Genomic DNA, 17056 nt, shown 5'->3' with positions numbered 1-17056 from the left:
CCCCCGGGCGTTCAGTGCTCGCAGAGGGAGAACTCCCGCTCGTAGAGCTGCTCGTTGTGCTCGTCCACGAAGAACTTGCGTTCCCTCATCAGCTCTTCGCGGTACTCCTTGGCCTGCTCCAGGGTCATGGTGGAGGTCTCGGCCCAGGGCTGCTGCGGGGGGACGTCGGAGGTGGAGACGATCCGCCGCGAGGGGTCGACCAGGAAGAACGCCAGGATCTTGCGGTGCCCGGGGCGGGTGGGGTCGGCGAGGCGGAACGATCCCACGCGGTGCTGGAGGACGTTCGGGAAGGCCAGGCAGCGGCCCGCCGGGGTCGCCACCGAGCCGAGCACCTGGTTGAGGGCGTCCTGATCCTCCAGGCCGTAGACCTCGCGCAGGCCGTTGTCGTCGTTCTGCTCGTACTGGGGGTCGTCCAGCGCCGCCCGGAAGCTCAGCCGGCTCTCGGTGATGTTCTCGCTGTCCCAGTAGTAGATGCCGGTCGAGACGATCCGCTCGTTCAGCATCCCTTCCACGTGCCAGGAGCCGCCCGCGTACTCGGGCTTGTCCGGGGTCAGCCGGATGGTGGCGAGCTTGACGATGACCTGGAGGCTCCGCCCGCGCAGGTGTACGCGATCGGCCTCGGCGGGCGGCTCGGGCGGGGTGAACTCCGGGGCGTCCGGGACGACCGGGCGGCGGTTGTCCCACCAGGCGTCGTGGGCCGGCTCCCACGCGCCGCGTGCGTCCGCGTAGGCCGCGTCGTCGGGGAAGTCGGCCCGGACCGGGCGCTCCGGCTCCGAGTCGTACCAGTCGTAGGGGTCGACCGTGATCCTCGGGGGCCGGGGGTGGCGCAGGTCGGTGAGCACGTTCTCCAGCAGCGGGAGCATGCGCCCGAACAACTCCGGCAGGACGGCGGCCAGTTCGCGGTGCGTCTCGGGGTGGACGTTGTTGATGTACGAGCGGAGCGCCACCCGGCCGTCGTCGCTGACGTCGACGTCCGCCGGCAGCCACTGGAACCGCTCGGAGAACTCGTGCTTCGAGTAGCGGTCGGTCGGGTTCTCCCACGCCCGGCCGGGGCCGCCGCTCACGTCCCTCACCAGGCAGAACAGGGACGGATGCACCAGGTCCAGCACCTGCCCGCCGGATCCGGGGTGCCAGTCCCGCGCCGCCTCCGGGACGTCCTCCAGCACCCGGACCGCCTCACGCAGCCGGGCGCGGAGCGTCTCGTCGACGAGGGCGTCCGACTGCCACACCCCGTCGACGGCGGACACCTCGGCACCGGTCCGCGCGTCCCGCAGCGCGGCGTAGTGGGCGAGTTCGGCGAGCACGAAGGCCACCTGTGCCTCGGTGAGGCCCTGGGCGACCGCTTCCCGCGTCCACCTGGCGGCTATCTCCGGGTCGTTGACCTTGTCGAACCATCCCGGCTTGGTCCGGATGTGCGCGCTGCACTCCATCATCTGGAGCTCCCGCAGGGTCCGGGGTGTGGCGAACGGCAGCGAGCGGGAGGCGTGGAAGGGCAGCGGGAAGGCGGACTGGCCGGTCAAGGTCGGTGATCCCTACAGTCGGTGTGCGGTGTGGCGGGCAGGATAACCGGGCCCTCTGACATCGGCGCCCCGCTCCCCGGCCGCCCGCCCGGGCGCGGGCACACCCACGATTTCCGGCCATCTTCACACGCCCCTCACACCCGGGGCGAGGTACGGCAACTGTTGCCGTCCGGCAGGTGCCTGAGCCCCGGCCCCTGCCCCCACCCTGCCGATCTTCGGCCGGTTCTCGTCCGTGTGTGCGAAAGGATCGCGGGCAGCCACCGGCCGCCGGAGAAGTGGCTGTGGCAGCGTGTGCGCCTCCGGTGGCCGATGGGGCCACTGTGAGATCTCTTCTCGTGGGGGGAAGTGCATGAGCTCGCGTGCGTCCGGCACGCCGATCCGGCGTGCCCGTATCACGGTAAGACACACCCTGACGGCGGCGATCGCGGCCCTGGCGCTGGCCGCGTCGGCGTCCCCGGCACTCGCCGGCCCACCGGCGGCCGACCCGGGCCCCGGCTCGGTGTGGGGCAAACCGGCGGCGCGCCTCGAGGTGCCTCCGGTGAAGGTGGGAGCGACGAAGCCGGTGGCCACGCGGCCCGAGGCGGCCCCGTCCGCGGCGGAGGCCGCGTGGCGTACCGCACAGAGCGAGCGCGCCGACGGGGCGGCCAAATCGCCCACCGGGGAACGGCGTTCACCCTCGCCCCGGGCGGGGACCGGCACGCTCGTCTACGTGCCGCGGGGGCAGGGTGAGGTGCCCTGGCACCGGATGTCGGAGTTCCGCATCACCGACTCCCTCGTGGCACGGATCAACCTGTCCAACGGCAACCTCATGCTGGCCGCGACCGACTTCGAGGTCGCCGGTGTCGGCAGGAAGCTGCGCCTGGCGCGCACCTACAACGCGCTGGTCGGGCCGTACGGCAAGGTGTCGAGCCGCTGGTGGCAGGAGTACGAGCGGTACCTGCACGTCTTCACCAACGCGGTCGTGGTCTACGACGCCACCGGCGACACGGTCCGGTTCGAGATCAACGCCGACGGCTCCTTCACCACCCCCAAGGGGTACTCGAAGGACCTGAAGAAGCAGGCGGACGGCACGTATCTGCTGACCGACCGCAAGTCGGGCGTCAAGGACACCTACGACGCGAACGGGACCCTGACGAAGGTCACCGACCGCAACAACGGGACGATCACGGTCGACCAGCACGACGAGACCGGCGAGCACAAGGGCTTCCGGCTGACCGAGACCCGCTCGGGCCGCTGGATCGACCTGCAGGAAGCGCACCCCGACCAGTGGCAGGCGAAGGACCACACCGGCCGCACCGCCGTGTTCCAGCTCGACGGCGACGGCAACCTCTCGCGGACGACCGACACCGAGGGCAAGACCACCCTCTACGCCTTCGACGCGGACGGGCGCATCACGAAGGTCACCACCCCCGAGGGGCGCGTCACCGCCTTCACCTACGACGCGCGGAACCGCGTCACGTCGATGCTGCGGGCGACCGAGACCGGCGGCTCCGGCCACACCGGCCCGACGTACCGGTACGCGTACAGCGGCGCGTACCCCTCCGATGCGGGCACGACGACCGTCACCGACCCCGAGCAGCACACCATGACGTACGAGCACGACGACGACGGCAAGGTCACCAAGGTGACCGACGCCCTCGGCCGCTCCCGCTCCACGACCTTCGACGCGAACAACAACGTCCAGACCGCGACGGACGCGATGGGGGTCGGCGGCACCGGCGGGAACGTCACCGCCTACGGCTGGGACACCCGCAACAACCTCACCTCGGCGAAGCTGCCCACCGGCGCCACCTCCGCCCTGAGCGGCTACCAGACCCTGTCCGGGGCGGACCTGCCCGGCAGCATGACCACGGCCGACGGCGAGAAGACGGAGTACACCTACGACACGGCCGGCAACACGAAGTCCGTCGCCGTCACCGGCACCGGCGGGGGCACCCAGTCCTTCGACCACAACCCCGCCACCCCCACCTGCGGCGGCTTCGAGGGCCAGCGCTGCAAGGTCACGACGAAGATGTCGTCGTCCAAGTCGGTCTCCACGTCCTTCACGTACGACGCCAAGGGCAATCTGACCAGGGTCACACCGCCCGCGCCGCTCGGGGTGACGACCTACACCTACGACGCCCTGGGCCGGCCCGCCTCCGTCCGGGACGGGCGCGGTGTCACCACGCTCTACACCTACGACCACCGCGACCGGATCACCAAGGTGGACACCTCCGGCTACGCCACCGTCACCTACTCCTACGACGGGGACGGCAACCTCACCCAGCGGTCGGACGGCACCGGCGTGATCACGTACGCCTTCGACCCGCTGTCCCGGGAGACCGTGCGCACCCTGCAGAACGGCTCGCAGACGCGTCTCACCTACACCCCGGCCGGCAACGTGGACACCTACGAGGACCCGGCGGGCCTCACCGACTACACCTGGAACGAGGTCAACAAGCTCACGCGGCTGAAGGACCCGACCGGCAAGGTCACCACGTACACGTACGACAACAACGACGTCCGTACGAAGACGACGTACCCCGGCGGCACCGCCCAGGAGGTCACCCTCGACAAGTCGAGCCGCCCGGAGCGGATCCGGGCGACGTCCCCCAAGGGCACCCTGGTCGACCTCGCCTACTCCTACGGCTACGACCACGACGCCAACGCCGGCACCCCCCTGAAGGACGGCGGGAAGGTCCGCACCCGGGACGACGCGGTCGCCGGGACGAAGACGACCTTCACGTACGACAGCGCCGGCCGGTTCTCCTACGCCAAGGAGGAGAAGGGGACCACCCTCAACGCCTCCTGGCAGTACTGCTACGACCTGGCGGGCAACCTCACCTCCCAGGGCGTCGACCCCGGTTGCCCCCGCGGCACCACCTACACCCTCAACGACGCCCAGCAGATCACCGCGAAGAACGGCTCCACGGCCAACTGGTCCTACGACAGGGCCGGGAACGAGACCGCCGGCGCCTCCACGCCCGAGGGCACCCGCACGGCCGGAACCTGGTCCGACCACTCCCAGCTGACGTCCCTCACGGTGGGCGGCAAGACCTACGCCGGCCAGTACGGCTCCACCGACCAGAGCGAGCGGATCAAGCTCGGCGACACCTTCTTCCACCACGGGCCGCTCGGCCTGTCCGCCCAGAGCACCGGCGGCGTGGACACCGGATTCAACCGTGAGCCCGGGGGCACCCTGAACTCCATGACCACCGGGGGCAAGACCTACTACTACCTCACCGACGCGCTCGGTTCGGTCGTGGCGCTCACCGACGAGGCCGGGACCAAGGTCAACAGCTACTCCTACAGCCCCCGGGGCGTCCGGCGCGCGGGCACCTCGGAGCAGGTCCCGCAGCCGTACCAGTTCGCCGGCGGCTACCACGACGCCACCGGCCTCTACCACTTCGCCGCCCGCTACTACGACCCCAACATCGGGCGCTTCACCCAGCCCGACCCCTCCGGCCGGGAGAAGAACCCCTACCTCTACGCCGAAGGCGACCCCGTCAACCGCATCGACCCCACCGGGCTCAACGCGGTCTCGAACCTCCTGCTCGCCAAGGACCTCCTGGAACTGGGCACCGACGCCTGGAACGGCGACGGGAAGGCGCTGGAGGGCGACCTCGTGGGAACCCTGGCCAGCCTCGGAACGGAGACCGCCTGCATGTTCGGCGCCGGGCTCGCCGGGGCGGCGACCGCCGGAGTCGGCGGCGCGATCGTCGCCGGCGGCTGCGCCCTGGTGGGCTCCTACGTCGGTGACAAGGCGAAAGACGCGTATGTGAACTGAGAAACGTCCCCGGCCGGCGGCCTCTCGCCGCCGGCCGGGCCGAGCACCCCGAAGACGACCGACCCTGGAGGTGTCCATGAGTGATCAGGCCGCGATCTGGTTTCCGAGCGGTACGGCGGGCATCGTGCTGCTGGCGGTGGCCATCGTCGCGATCATGGTGGGGATCGCGATGGGACGGTCCAGGCGCCGCTAGGCACCGGGCCCGGCGGCCCCGGCCCTCCCCCGGCGCCGCCCGCCACCAGAAATGACCGAGGGGCCGTTTCAGATCACTCTGAAACGGCCCCTCGGCCTACGACTCCGTCGAGTCGGGACGACAGGATTTGAACCTGCGACCCCTTGACCCCCAGTCAAGTGCGCTACCAAGCTGCGCCACGTCCCGGTGCCCGTCTGACCTGGGGTTTCCCCCGGCCCGGCGTGCACGGAAACCATACCGCACTCCTGCCGGTGATCACTAACCGCTTTGACCGCTTGACCTCAAGTCCGCTTGAGGTACCACCGTGATCCCATGACGAACACCTTCCTGACCGGCGGGACCGCCGGATCCACCACGGCCCCCGGGGCGGCCCCCGAGGCGGCCCGCGCGGAGCTGCACCGGCTGATGGCCCTGATGACCGGTGACGAGAAGCACGGGCCGGCCGCCACCTCCACGCTCGACGCGCTGTGGGTGCTGTACGACCGGGTCCTGCGGGTGTCGCCCGCCACCGCCGGCGCGCCGGACCGGGACCGGTTCCTGCTGTCGAAGGGGCACGGGCCCATGGCGTACTACGCCGTGCTGGCCGCCAAGGGCTTCCTGCCCGAGGCGCTGCTGCCGGGCTTCGGCGCCTACGACTCGCCGCTCGGCCACCACCCGGACCGGGTCCTGGTGCCGGGGGCCGAGATCGGCAGCGGCTCGCTGGGGCACGGCCTGCCGCTCGCGGTGGGGAGCGTGCTGGGCCTGCGGGCGCGGGGCCTCACCGACCCGCGGGTGTGGGTGCTGGTGGGCGACGCCGAGCTGGACGAGGGCAGCAACCACGAGGCTGTCGCCCACGCGGGCGCGACCGGCCTGGAGCAGCTGCACACCGTGGTGATCGACAACGCCTCGGCGAGCCACGCCCGGCCCGGCGGGATCGTCGCGCGCTTCGAGGCGGCCGGTTGGTCAGCCGAGACCGCCGACGGGCGGGACCACGAGGCCCTGTACGCCGCCTTCACCCGCCCCCACCCGGGGCGGCCCCGGGTGGTCGTCGCCCGGGTCGAACCCAAGAACACCTGACCGCACCAGTCGACCCGTACGAGGGGGACCCAGCCATGGACACCATGCGTGAACGATTCATCACCACCACGAGCCGGCTGCTGGACGAGGACCCGCGCCTGGCGCTCGTCCTGGCGGAGATCAGCCGGGACGGCTTCCGCCGGGCCGAGGAGCGGCACCCGGACCGGGTGATCAACGTGGGGATCAGGGAGCAGCTGCTGATCGGGGTGGGCGGGGGGCTGGCGCTCACCGGGATGCGGCCGGTGCTGCACACCTTCGCGAGTTTCCTGGTCGAGCGGCCGTTCGAGCAGGTCAAGCTGGACCTGGGCCACCAGGGCGTGGGCGGGGTGCTGGTGAGCGCCGGCGCCTCGTACGACTGGCCCGCCGGGGGCTTCACCCACATGGCGCCGGGCGATGTGGCCCTGCTGGACACGCTCGACGGCTGGACGGTCCACGTGCCGGGCCACCCGGACGAGGCGGAGACGCTGCTGCGGCACGCGGTGGCGGGCGACGACCGGGTGTACGTCCGGCTGTCGCTCCAGGAGAACGGGCGGGGGCGGCCGGTCACGGGCGGCGGCTTCCTCACCGTACGGGAGGGGCGCCGGGGCGTGGTGGTGGCGGTGGGGCCGATGCTGGACCCGGTGCTCGCCGCGACGGAGGGGCTCGATGTGACGGTGCTGTACGCCACGACCGTGCGCCCCTTCGACGACGGCGCGGTGCGGCGCGCCGTGGCCGCCGGGGGCGCCGCCGACGTGGTGCTGGTCGAGCCGTATCTGGCGGGCACGTCCACCGCCGCCGCGAACGACGCCCTCGCGGACGTCCCGCACCGGGTGCTGGGGCTGGGCGTCGCCCGGCGGGAGCTGCGCCGCTACGGCGGCATGGCCGAGCACCTGGCCGCGCACGGCCTGGACCCCCGGGGGCTGCGCGCCCGGATCACCGCGTTCCTGGGCGGTGCCGGCGCGGCCTAGTCGCGCGGCTCGCCCACCTCGGGGTGGGCGGCCAGGAGGCGGCGGGGCGCGGAGAGGCGCCAGGCGTCGGCGAGGACGGCGTACAGCTCGTCCTCGCCGTCCAGTGCCGCGAGCCGGAGCCGCAGCCAGGGGTAGCGGTCGTCGTGCCCCTCGCGCAGGAAGAACTTCGCGGGCTCCCCCGCGATCAGCTCCTGCCGCTCCTCCCGGGGGCAGCGGAAGCCCAGGGACGTGTCGTCCTCGTCCAGGGCGGCGAAGATCCTGCCCCCGGGGCCGTCCACGCGGAACGTGGGCATGCCCCAGGAGAGCTTCTCCACCGCCTGCGGCAGGGAGAGCGCGATTCTGCGGACGTCGTCGGCCGTGGCCATGCGACGACCGTACGCCGCCGCGCCGCCGCACGCCGGTCGGGCGGGGCGCCGGCGGGTGTGACGGTGATACGCCCCGGGCGGTCGTCCGCCCCGGTTGTCCGGCACGGCGGGAGGCGCTCGGGGCGGTTTCGCGCGCCCGGGCGCGCGCCGCGGGGCACGACCGCGCGCGGCTCGCCCCTCCCGGCGCACCGACGCGCCGCCCGTACCGAGGACTTCATCCCGCGCCCGGCGCGCACACGCCTCGCAGGGGGCGCATTTCCCGGTCCTGGAGGGAACTTTTTCGGTCGACATTCGTGCGGAATCGATCCGGCAGAACCGTACGCGTGGGACTCCTGTATATGCGTGGGGCGAAATTCCGGCTGCCCGCCGCCTCTGCGCACGAAAGCTTTGCCCTTGGCATGTGGCAGAAAGAAGCGCTGGGGGAATGCCCTTCGCAGCGGACCGGACAGGCTGATACCACGCGATCCATTGTTCCAATCAAACGTCAACGCTCTGGAAATCGGCCAGAGTTGAGGACCGTATTGAAGCGTTCCGGAATGATCAACACCATGAGGGGGCCGGCCTGTCCGGGACGGGACCACCACCGGTGCACCAGCTGCTCGCACAACCGGGCGAGCAGGCGTTTCGCAGAGGAGGGCTCGCATGGACGGGTACTTCGCCAGTCACCTCCATCACCAGCTGAGGGGGGACGTCCGGCGCTTCGCGGAAGAGGAGGTCAGGCCGCTGATACCGGCCATGGAGGCGGCCCGGTCGGTGCACCGCGAGCTGTCCCGGCTGATCGCCCGGCAGGGCTGGCTCGGCGCCACCATCGGCCGGGACCACGGCGGCATGGGCGTGGGCCACCTCGGCAAGACCATCATCATCGAGGAGCTGTCCCGGGTCAGCGGGGCCATGGGCGCCATGGTGCAGGCGTCCCAGCTCGGCGCCGCGAAGATCGTGCACTTCGGCAGTGACGAGCAGAAGAAGACCTGGCTGCCGGCCATCGCGGCCGGCGAGTGCCTGCCGACCATAGCGGTCACCGAACCGGACTCGGGCGGCCATGTCCTGGGCATGAGCGCCACCGCCGAGCGGGTGGGCGACGACTACGTCCTGAACGGCCGAAAGGTGTTCGTCGGCAACAGCCATGTCGGGGACCTGCACGGGGTGGTCGTCCGCACCGGACCCGGCTCGAAGGGGCTGACGGCCTTCCTGGTGGAGGCCGGGCGGCCGGGCGTCCGCGTCGGTGACCAGAAACCCACCATGGGGCTGCACGGCTTCAGTTTCGGCGAGCTGGTCTTCGACGACTGCCGGGTGCCCGCGGCCAACCGGCTCGGCGACGAGGGCGACGGCCTGGCCGTCGCGTACTCCTCCAGCGTGCTCTACGGCCGGGCCAACCTCACGGCCGTCTCCCTGGGGCTCCACCGGGCGATCCTGGAGGAGACCACCCGCTTCTGCGAGGAGCGGCACCGCTACGGCAAGCCCCTGCACGAACTGCCCTCGGTCAAACTCAAGCTGGGCCACATCCAGTCCCGGCTGATGACGGCACGGCTCGCCGCCTACCACGCCGTGCACCTGCTCGACGCGGGGCTGCCCTGCGACGCGGAGCTGATGAACGCCAAGCTCGTCAACGTCGAGTCGGCGCTGGACTCGGCGCGCACCGCCATGGAGATCCACGCCGCCGCCGGCCTCTTCACCGACCGGCCGATCGAACGGTACCTGCGCGACGCGCACCACATCTTCGCCCCGGCCGGCACCTCCGACATCCAGTTGCTGCGCCTCGCCGAGGTGGCGCTCGGCACCGCGAAGGGGCAGTGGTCCGAGCGGCTCGCCGACGCCGTACGGATGGAACCGGCGGCGCTCTGACCACACGGACGCGCCGCCCCCGGGCGGGCCGGGGCCCCCGGGGACGGCGCGTCAGGCGTCCGGGCGCGGCCGGACGGTCACAGCTGACGGTCAGAGCCGGACGGTCAGAGCCGGGCGTCCTCGCGGCGGTGGATCTGCTCCACCAGCTCGGCGGCCAGCGACTTGATGGTCTCCAGCCCGGGGCGCCCCCACGGGCGCGGCTCGGTGTCCACCACGCAGATGGTGCCGAGGGCCGTGCCCGTACGGTCGATGAGGGGCGCGCCCAGGTAGGAGCGGATGCCGATCTCGTCGACGACCGGGTTGCCGGCGAACCGCGGGTAGTCGCAGACGTCCTCCAGGACCAGGGCCTTGCGGCGGACGACGACGTGCGGGCAGTAGCCGTGGTCGCGGGCCATGTAGCGGCTCACCCCGCCGCCGGCCGCCGCCGTGGCGCCCAGCTCCTCGGTGGAGTGGTTGCCGTGCGGGGTGTGCAGCCCGGCGAAGAACTGCTGGTGCTCGTCGATGAAGTTGACCATCGAGTACGGTGCACCGGTCACCGTGGCGAGCCGCTCCGCGAACGCGTCGAAGTCGCGGTCGGGCCGGTCGCCGATGCCGAGTTCGCGCAGCCGCCGCACCCGCAGCGGGGCCTCCCGGTCGACGGGGGTGAGCAGCAGATGGCCGGTCGGGTCGTACGTCATGTCGGTACTCCGTAGCTCGGCGCCGGTGCCGGGGCCGGGTTGGTGTCCAGCAGGTGCTGGACGAGGGTGACCAGGGTCTGGATCCCGGAGCTGGCGAGCCGGGCGTCGCACAGGACGACCGGTACCTCCGGCTTGAGGTCGATCGCCGCCCGTACCTCCTCCGGTTCGTAGTGGTAGGAGCCGTCGAACTCGTTCACGGCGACCAGGAAGCGGATGCCGCGCCGCTCGAAGAAGTCGACCGCGGAGAACGACGCCTCCAGCCGCCGGGTGTCGGCGAGGACCACCGCTCCCAGCGCGCCCTCGGACAGCTCGTCCCACATGAACCAGAAGCGCTCCTGGCCGGGCGTGCCGAAGAGGTAGAGCACATGGCGGTCGTCCAGGCCGATGCGGCCGAAGTCCATGGCGACCGTGGTGGTCGTCTTGGACTCCACGCCCTCCAGGCTGTCCGTCGCGGCGCTCACCGTGGTGAGGATCTCCTCGGTGCTCAGCGGTTCGATCTCGCTGACCGCCCCCACGAAGGTGGTCTTCCCGACCCCGAAGCCGCCGGCGACCAGGATCTTCAGCGCGGTCGGGAAGACGTCGCGGTCCGCGGTCCGGTCCTCAGAGCCGTCGTCGTAGGCCATCGAGCACTGCCTCCAGGAGGGAACGGTCGGTGGGGGTGTCGTGGAGGCGGGGCGCCCGCGCGGTCAGCGCCCCGCAGTCCACGAGGTCGGAGAGCAGCACCTTGGTGACCACGGCGGGCAGCCGTAAGTGGGCCGAGATCTCGGCCACCGAGGTCGGCCCGTCGCACAGCCCGAGGGCCAGGGAGTGCTCGGGGCCGAGGTGCGGCTGCGGCGCCGCCCCGGTGGCCATGACCAGGGAGAGGAGGTCCAGTGCCGCGGTGGGCCGGGTGCGGCCGCCGCTGACGGTGTACGGGCGGATCAGCCGGCCGGCCGCGTCGTCGAGCCAGGGCCCGTCCTGTCGGCGCGGCACGGGTCAGCGTCCCGTGCCGCCCGGTGCCGCCGCCGCTTGTCTGGCCGGGGTGACCAGATACGGCCGTACGCTCTTGACCAGCATCGTCATCTCGTAGCCGAGGACCGCGGCGTCGGTCTCGCGGCCGGCGAGGACGGCCAGGCAGGTGCCGGAGCCGGCGGTGGAGACGAACAGCAGGGTGGAGTCCAGCTCGACCACCACCTGGCGGACCTCGCCGTCGTCGCCGAACCGGCTGCCCGCGCTGCGGCCCAGGGAGTACAGGCCGGAGGCGAGGGCCGCCATGTGGTCGGCGCTGTCGGGGTCGAGGCCGTGGACCGACTTCACCAGGCCGTCCGAGGAGAGCAGAACCGCGCTGCGGGTGTGCGGTACCCGCTGGACCAGGCCGCCGAGCAGCCAGTCGAGATCCGAGGAATGGCCGGTCGGCACATCGCTCGCCATGGTGCATCTACTCCTTGTGCGCTTCGTCGTGTCGTTGCGGTTCCGGGTGGGCCGGGTGCGCGGACTCGGCCAGGCCGATACCGCGCCGGAAGGCCGCCATCAGGCCGGGGTCGTGCAGGGTCTCGTCGTCGTTCCTCCGCGGGGCGGGGGCGTCGCGCAGCTGGGGCACCAAGTGCTCCTGGGCGCGGCGCCTGGGCAGTTGGGGCCGGCCGGGCGGTCCGGGGGGAGCGGCGGCCGGGTTGGGGCGGCCGGTCCGCTCGCCCCGTACGGGCAGCGGGGCGTTGCCGCCGTGCTGGTGCGGGAGCACGGGGGGCGGGGCGGCGGCGGGGGCGTGCGCCGGCGCGGGGTGCGCGGGCGGCCGTTCCTGGCGCCCGGGCTCGGCGCGGACCGGCGGCGGCTCGCGGTGCACCGGCTCGTGGTGCGGGGGCTCCGCGTGCCCGGGCCCCGCGTGCGCGGGCTCGGGGTGCACCGGCTCGTGGTGCACGGGCTCGTGGTGCACCGGCTCGGGGGCGGTGACCTCGGCCGGGGCGTGCGGGTGCGGCAGTTCGCGCACCGGGTCGTGGCCCGCCCGGTCGGCCAGGGGGTCGTGGCCGGCCTGGAGCCGGGCCTGCCGCTCGGCCGGGGTGAGCCCGTCGGGGTCGGGGCCCAGCAGGCCCTGGGGCAGGACCAGCACGGCCTGCACCCCGCCGTAGATGTTGGACTGGAGCCGGACCGCGATGCCGTGGCGGCGGGCGAGCGCCGAGACCACGAACAGCCCGATCCGGCCGTCCTGGAGCAGGTGCGCCACATTCACCTGGTCGGGGTCGGTGAGCAGGGCGTTCATCTTGTTCTGCTCGCTCAGGGACATCCCGAGCCCCCGGTCCTCGACCTCGACGGCGAGCCCGGCGGTCACGTACTGGGCGCGCAGCAGCACCGGGGTGTGCGGCGCCGAGAACAGGGTGGCGTTCTCCACGAGCTCGGCGAGCAGGTGGATCACGTCGGCGACGGCGTGCCCGCGCAGGGTGCCGTCGATCGGCGGGACGAGCTTGACCCTCGGGTAGTGCTCGACCTCCGCGATGGAGGAGCGGAGCACCTCGGTCATGGTGACCGGGTTGGACCACTGGCGGCGCGAGATGGCCCCGCCGAGGACGGCGAGGTTCTCGGCGTGCCGCCGGATGCGGGTCGCCAGGTGGTCGATGTGGAACAGGCCCTTGAGCAGCTCGGGGTCCTCGACCTCGTTCTCCAGCTCGTCGAGGAGCTGGATCTCGCGGTGGACCAGGGACTGCAGGCGGCGGGCGAGGTTGACGAAGACCTCGACCTTCTGTTCGTTGCCGACGCTGCTGGACAGGCGGGACGCCTGGACGACGGTGGTGACCGCCATCTCGTGGGCGCGGCCCAGCTCGTCGGTGAGCCGGTCGAACTCGTCGCCGCCCGGGCGTGCCGGGGGCGCGGGCCGGCGGGCGGGCGGGCGCTCGCCCCGGCGGAGCTGCTCGACCAGGGCGCGCAGTTCGTTCTGCCCGTGCGCGCTGCGGCGGCGCAGTGCGTCGCACCGGTCCAGCACGGCCGCCGCCGCGCGGTTGGCGGCGATCAGGGCCGCGGCCACGGCGGCGACGGCGAGCGCCGCGGCCGCCGTGAGCGCCGCCCACAGGGCGGGCGAGGGCCGGGCGTCGGTGGAGCGGATGGTGAAGAACACGGCCGCGGCGCCGCCGAGGGCCACCGCGACGGGCGGCAGCACGGCGACCCGCTGGAGTTGGGGTCGTATGCGGACGTCCGGGGAGGGCGACGAGGAGCGCGACCTCCCGGAGTACGACAGGGAACGGGCGCCTGGCCGGCCGTGCCGCCCGCCCTCACGGCGGTCCGGCCGCGCGGCGGGTGCGCGAAGTTGAGACATCAGCGTCCTTGGTACGTGGGGCCCCAGGAACAGGATTCGGCGTTCGGTCGATGCCGGCGGGCGGCGGGGGCGCCGGGCGCCACATGAGCCCGCCGTTGATCACCAGCAACCCACCGTAGTCACCAATTCATCATGAGCGATGCGCAGTTGACAAAGTTGCCCGCCCAGCGTCCCGCTCTGGTATGAGGGCTCGCACGGCCGCCCGATAATCCGCCCCGGCCGACACGCCGCGCGCGCCGGGGCCGGCGCGCGCGGGCCCGGGGGCGCTAGCAGGTGCGCAACCCCGGCTTCGGGTCGGCGCCGACCTCGACGTTTCCGCCCCAGGCCCACTTCTTGTAGTACTGGACGCCACCGAAGTAGACGTTCAGCCGGTACCAGACGTCCGTGGTGTAGCCGCCGGCGGTGACCCGCTCCCCGTACACGAAGCACTCCTCCAGTCCCGTGCCCCACTCCGCACCGGTGTTGGCCACCACTCCGTGGGCGGTGGAGGGGCCCCACCGGAGGTTACTGTTCGGCCGCAGGATCTGGCCGCCCGCGCGGGCATCCTCGGTCGCGGCCCGGGCCGGGACGGCGGGAGCGGCGGGCGAGAGGGCGAGGGCGGCGCCGAGGGCGAGACCGGCGGCGAGGAGGCGCGCTGCGCGTGGGGCCATGGTGACTCCTTGGTTCGGGTTCGGGTTGGGGCTTCGGGTGCGGTGCGGGCCGGGCCCGTGTGCTGCGGGTGGCTCCACCGGGGGGACCGGACGCGGCCGGGGTCCGTATGACGGCGGGATCCCGGCCGTGTGCTCGTACGGCCTCATACGACGCGGTGCGCGGCGCCGTCGAGACAGTGCGGCACCCAGTCGACTCCAGGAGGTACGACGTCCCATGACCCAGCACCGAGCATCCGGCGCGCGGCCGGCGAGGTTCCGGCGGTCCGCCGGGCGGACACGGCGGACGGGCCGCACGGCCGTCCTCCTCACGGCGCTCCTCTGCGCCGCCACGACGGCCGCTCCCGGGGCGGGCGCCGCACCGGGCGGCAAGGCCGGGCCGGGCGCCCCGGTGGCGCGGGCCGAGGTCCCGCCCGGCGTGACGGCCGGTGTCGCGGTGTTCGACCGGCGGACGGGCACCTTCACCGAGGAGCTGAACAGTTCCGGCCGGTTCCGCTCCGCCTCCGTGGTCAAACTGCTCATCGCGCTGGACCTGCTGTGGGGCCGGGCGCCCGCCGACCTGACAGCGTCCGACCGGGCCCGCCTGGACGTCATGCTGCGCAGCAGCGACGACGCGGCGGCCGGCCACTTCTGGACGGCCGGCGGCCAGGGGGCGGTCGTCGACCGGATGGTGGCCCGGCTCGGTCTCACGGACACCGCCCGACCGCCCGCGACCCATCCTGGGTACTGGGGCTACACGGCCCTGTCCGCGCGGGACACGGTGCGGATCTACCGCCATCTGCTGGACTCGGCCACCGCGCCAGTCCGGGACTTCATCCTGGGCGCGCTGCGGCAGTCGACCCGCTGCGGGACGGACGGCTTCGACCAGCACTTCGGCGTCGCGGGCGCGTTCGACCGCCCCTGGGCGGTGAAGCAGGGGTGGTCCGGCTTCACCTCGGGCGGCTGCACCGCGGCCGGGGCCACCGCGCGTGCCGCGTCGGGGGCCGCGGGGGCCTCGGCCGCCGCCGTGGACCTGGCCCGGCCGGCGCTGCACACCACGGGTGTGGTGGGCGCCGGCGACCGGTCCGTCGTGGCCGTCCTCACGCTGCACCCCGACGGCACGCCGTACGGCAAGGCGTACACGGACGTGGGCCGGCTGACCCGTTCGCTGAACGTCCCGGGAGCCGTGCGCGCCCAGGGCACCTGGGTCGGCACGTGGGGCAGTGGTGTGCGGATCCGCTCGGGTGCGACGACCGGCTCGACCGCGCTCACTACGCTGCCGGCCGGCGCGGAGGTGCTGGTCGGCTGCCAGAAGCGCGGCCAGCAGGTCAGCGTCCCGCCGTACACCAACGACTGGTGGGCGTATCTGCCCCAATACGGCGGCTACATGACCAACATCTACCTCAGCTCGCCCGGCAACCAGCTCCCGGGCGTCCCGGTCTGCTGAACCGCAGGACACGGCGGGGGAAGGCCCCGCCGACACCGACGAACACAGGGGAGACCATGAACGCACGACGCTCCGTCAAGGCGCTGCTGACCGCCGGCCTCGTGGCCGGCACGATGGCGGTGGCGGCGCCCGGCGTCACCGCCGCACCCGCGGCACCCGCCGCCGCGACCGCGACCACACCCGTCTACGTCTGGGCGAGCAACGTCAACGTCCGGCACGACCCGGCCGACGCCAACTGCTGGTTCCACCCGTCCCGCTCGTGCCCGGTCGTCGCCACCGTCTCGCGGGTGACCGTGCAGGCGCACTGCCAGCGGGCGGGCGAGACCGTCCACGACAGCGGCTACACCAACAAGTGGTGGTCGTACGTCCGGACCCCCGGTGGTCAGCTCGGCTTCATCAACAACATCTACCTCCAGGGTGGCGAGAAGATCGCCGGAGTGCCCGACTGCACACCCTGAGCCGTGCGGGAACACCTCGCCCCCGGATCCGCTCGGACCCGGGGGCGAGGTGTGTCCGTGTCAGCAGGGGTTGACGCCCGGCAGCCAGGAGGCCGGGTGGTCGATGTAGATGTTCGACACATAGCCGCCCAGCGCCGGGACGTAGGACCAGGCGTCGTTGCTGTAGCCCTCCGCGTGGACCATGTCGCCGCGCTTCTGGCACGTCACATTGACCCGGGTCGGGCCGGTCAGGGTGGTCACCACGGCCGCGTTGAGCCGGGCGTCGGCGCGGACACGCACGGACGTTCCCCAGGTGCTGAAGTTGGTTCCGGGCGTACCGCCGCCCCCGCCCGGAGTGCAGGGCAGGCCCACTCCGCGCTCGGCCAGGTAGGTGAAGGGGTTGACCCCGTGGGTGCTGGAGGTGGAGCTGTGCGCCTCGAAGTGCAGGTGGGGGCCGCTGGAGACGCCGCGGTTGCCCATGTACGCGATGAGCTGGCCGCCGCTCACCCGCTGGTTCACCGACACGACGAACGAATCCATGTGCCCGTACTCGGTGACCGTGCCGTCGTCGTGCCGGATGCGGACCCAGAGGCCGTAGCCGGTCGCCGGGCCGGCGGCGATGACCGTGCCCGGGCCGGTCGAGTAGATGGGCGTGCCCATGCTGTTGGCGATGTCGACGCCGTCGTGGTTGGCGGTGTACCCCTGGGTGATCGTGCCGGCCGTCGGGCACGACCCGGCGTAGCCGGAGGGTGCCGCCTGCGCCGGACCCGCGGTGAGCGGGACCAGGGCGGTCGCGGCGATCGCGGCGGCCAGCAGGCCGATGGAGCGGGTACTCCTGAGAGCGCGCATGGTGAACCTTTCCGTGGCGGTGAGGGGTGGTGGGGGCGGTGCGGTGGGACG

15 protein-coding genes and 1 tRNA gene are annotated in these 17056 nt (G+C 72.8%); 6 read left to right on the top strand and 10 right to left on the bottom strand.

Annotated features, from left to right (window positions below):
• Positions 1-11: 11 nt before the first annotated feature.
• Positions 12-1520, bottom strand: a complete 1509-nt coding sequence (locus tag ACF08D_RS04155; RefSeq protein ID WP_392220942.1) for a DUF4246 domain-containing protein — start codon at positions 1518-1520, stop codon at positions 12-14.
• Positions 1521-1869: 349 nt separating this feature from the next.
• Between ACF08D_RS04155 and ACF08D_RS04150 the strand changes: the two genes are divergently transcribed.
• Positions 1870-5286, top strand: coding sequence for an RHS repeat-associated core domain-containing protein (locus tag ACF08D_RS04150; protein WP_392220941.1), 3417 nt, complete (start codon positions 1870-1872; stop codon positions 5284-5286).
• 305 nt (positions 5287-5591) lie between these two features.
• Here ACF08D_RS04150 and ACF08D_RS04145 read toward each other — a convergent pair.
• Positions 5592-5665 (bottom strand) — tRNA-Pro (locus tag ACF08D_RS04145).
• A 126-nt stretch (positions 5666-5791) separates the two neighbouring features.
• Here ACF08D_RS04145 and ACF08D_RS04140 point away from each other — a divergent pair.
• Positions 5792-6535 (top strand): transketolase, encoded by a 744-nt coding sequence (locus ACF08D_RS04140; RefSeq protein ID WP_392220940.1) that lies wholly within the window; start codon positions 5792-5794, stop codon positions 6533-6535.
• Between the two features lie 35 nt (positions 6536-6570).
• On the top strand, positions 6571-7482 hold the full coding sequence (locus tag ACF08D_RS04135) for a transketolase family protein (RefSeq protein ID WP_392220939.1): 912 nt from the start codon (positions 6571-6573) through the stop codon (positions 7480-7482).
• On the opposite strand, the gene ACF08D_RS04130 is transcribed toward ACF08D_RS04135, so the two are convergent.
• On the bottom strand, positions 7479-7847 hold the full coding sequence (locus ACF08D_RS04130; RefSeq protein WP_392220938.1) for an MmcQ/YjbR family DNA-binding protein: 369 nt from the start codon (positions 7845-7847) through the stop codon (positions 7479-7481). The genes ACF08D_RS04135 and ACF08D_RS04130 overlap by 4 nt on opposite strands.
• A 642-nt stretch (positions 7848-8489) precedes the next feature.
• On the opposite strand from ACF08D_RS04130, the gene ACF08D_RS04125 reads away from it, so the two are divergent.
• Positions 8490-9689 carry an acyl-CoA dehydrogenase family protein gene (locus ACF08D_RS04125; protein WP_392220937.1) on the top strand — a complete coding sequence of 400 codons (1200 nt, stop codon included), beginning with the start codon at positions 8490-8492 and terminating at the stop codon, positions 9687-9689.
• Positions 9690-9793: 104 nt separating this feature from the next.
• Here ACF08D_RS04125 and ACF08D_RS04120 read toward each other — a convergent pair whose 3' ends face one another.
• The 6 genes from ACF08D_RS04120 to ACF08D_RS04095 form a co-directional block, all read right to left on the bottom strand.
• On the bottom strand, positions 9794-10366 hold the full coding sequence (locus ACF08D_RS04120) for a GAF domain-containing protein (protein WP_392220936.1): 573 nt from the start codon (positions 10364-10366) through the stop codon (positions 9794-9796).
• Positions 10363-10989 (bottom strand): ATP/GTP-binding protein, encoded by a 627-nt coding sequence (locus ACF08D_RS04115; protein ID WP_392220935.1) that lies wholly within the window; start codon positions 10987-10989, stop codon positions 10363-10365. The genes ACF08D_RS04120 and ACF08D_RS04115 overlap by 4 nt, the downstream gene beginning before the upstream one ends.
• The gene (locus tag ACF08D_RS04110; RefSeq protein ID WP_392220934.1) at positions 10967-11338 is read right to left on the bottom strand and encodes a DUF742 domain-containing protein; all 372 of its coding nucleotides are present in this window, start codon (positions 11336-11338) and stop codon (positions 10967-10969) included. Before ACF08D_RS04110 ends, ACF08D_RS04115 begins: the two co-directional genes overlap by 23 nt.
• A gap of 3 nt (positions 11339-11341) precedes the next feature.
• Positions 11342-11776, bottom strand: a complete 435-nt coding sequence (locus ACF08D_RS04105; protein WP_392220933.1) for a roadblock/LC7 domain-containing protein — start codon at positions 11774-11776, stop codon at positions 11342-11344.
• Positions 11777-11783: 7 nt separating this feature from the next.
• Positions 11784-13646 (bottom strand): sensor histidine kinase, encoded by a 1863-nt coding sequence (locus ACF08D_RS04100; RefSeq protein WP_392220932.1) that lies wholly within the window; start codon positions 13644-13646, stop codon positions 11784-11786.
• Between the two features lie 266 nt (positions 13647-13912).
• The gene (locus ACF08D_RS04095; protein WP_392220931.1) at positions 13913-14296 is read right to left on the bottom strand and encodes a hypothetical protein; all 384 of its coding nucleotides are present in this window, start codon (positions 14294-14296) and stop codon (positions 13913-13915) included.
• 214 nt (positions 14297-14510) lie between these two features.
• Here ACF08D_RS04095 and ACF08D_RS04090 point away from each other — a divergent pair, with 214 nt between their 5' ends.
• Positions 14511-15719 (top strand): hypothetical protein, encoded by a 1209-nt coding sequence (locus ACF08D_RS04090; RefSeq protein ID WP_392220930.1) that lies wholly within the window; start codon positions 14511-14513, stop codon positions 15717-15719.
• A gap of 56 nt (positions 15720-15775) precedes the next feature.
• Complete coding sequence (locus ACF08D_RS04085) at positions 15776-16177, top strand: peptidase M23 (RefSeq protein ID WP_392220929.1); 402 nt, start codon at positions 15776-15778, stop codon at positions 16175-16177.
• Between the two features lie 60 nt (positions 16178-16237).
• On the opposite strand, the gene ACF08D_RS04080 is transcribed toward ACF08D_RS04085, so the two are convergent.
• The gene (locus ACF08D_RS04080) at positions 16238-17005 is read right to left on the bottom strand and encodes a M23 family metallopeptidase (protein ID WP_392220928.1); all 768 of its coding nucleotides are present in this window, start codon (positions 17003-17005) and stop codon (positions 16238-16240) included.
• Positions 17006-17056: the final 51 nt, after the last annotated feature.

The organism is Streptomyces sp. NPDC015131 (genome assembly GCF_043079975.1).
In the GTDB taxonomy this organism is placed as follows: Bacteria; Actinomycetota; Actinomycetes; order Streptomycetales; family Streptomycetaceae; genus Streptomyces.
Note: the sequence above shows the minus strand (reverse complement) of the source record. Positions and strands in the feature narration are given on the sequence as shown.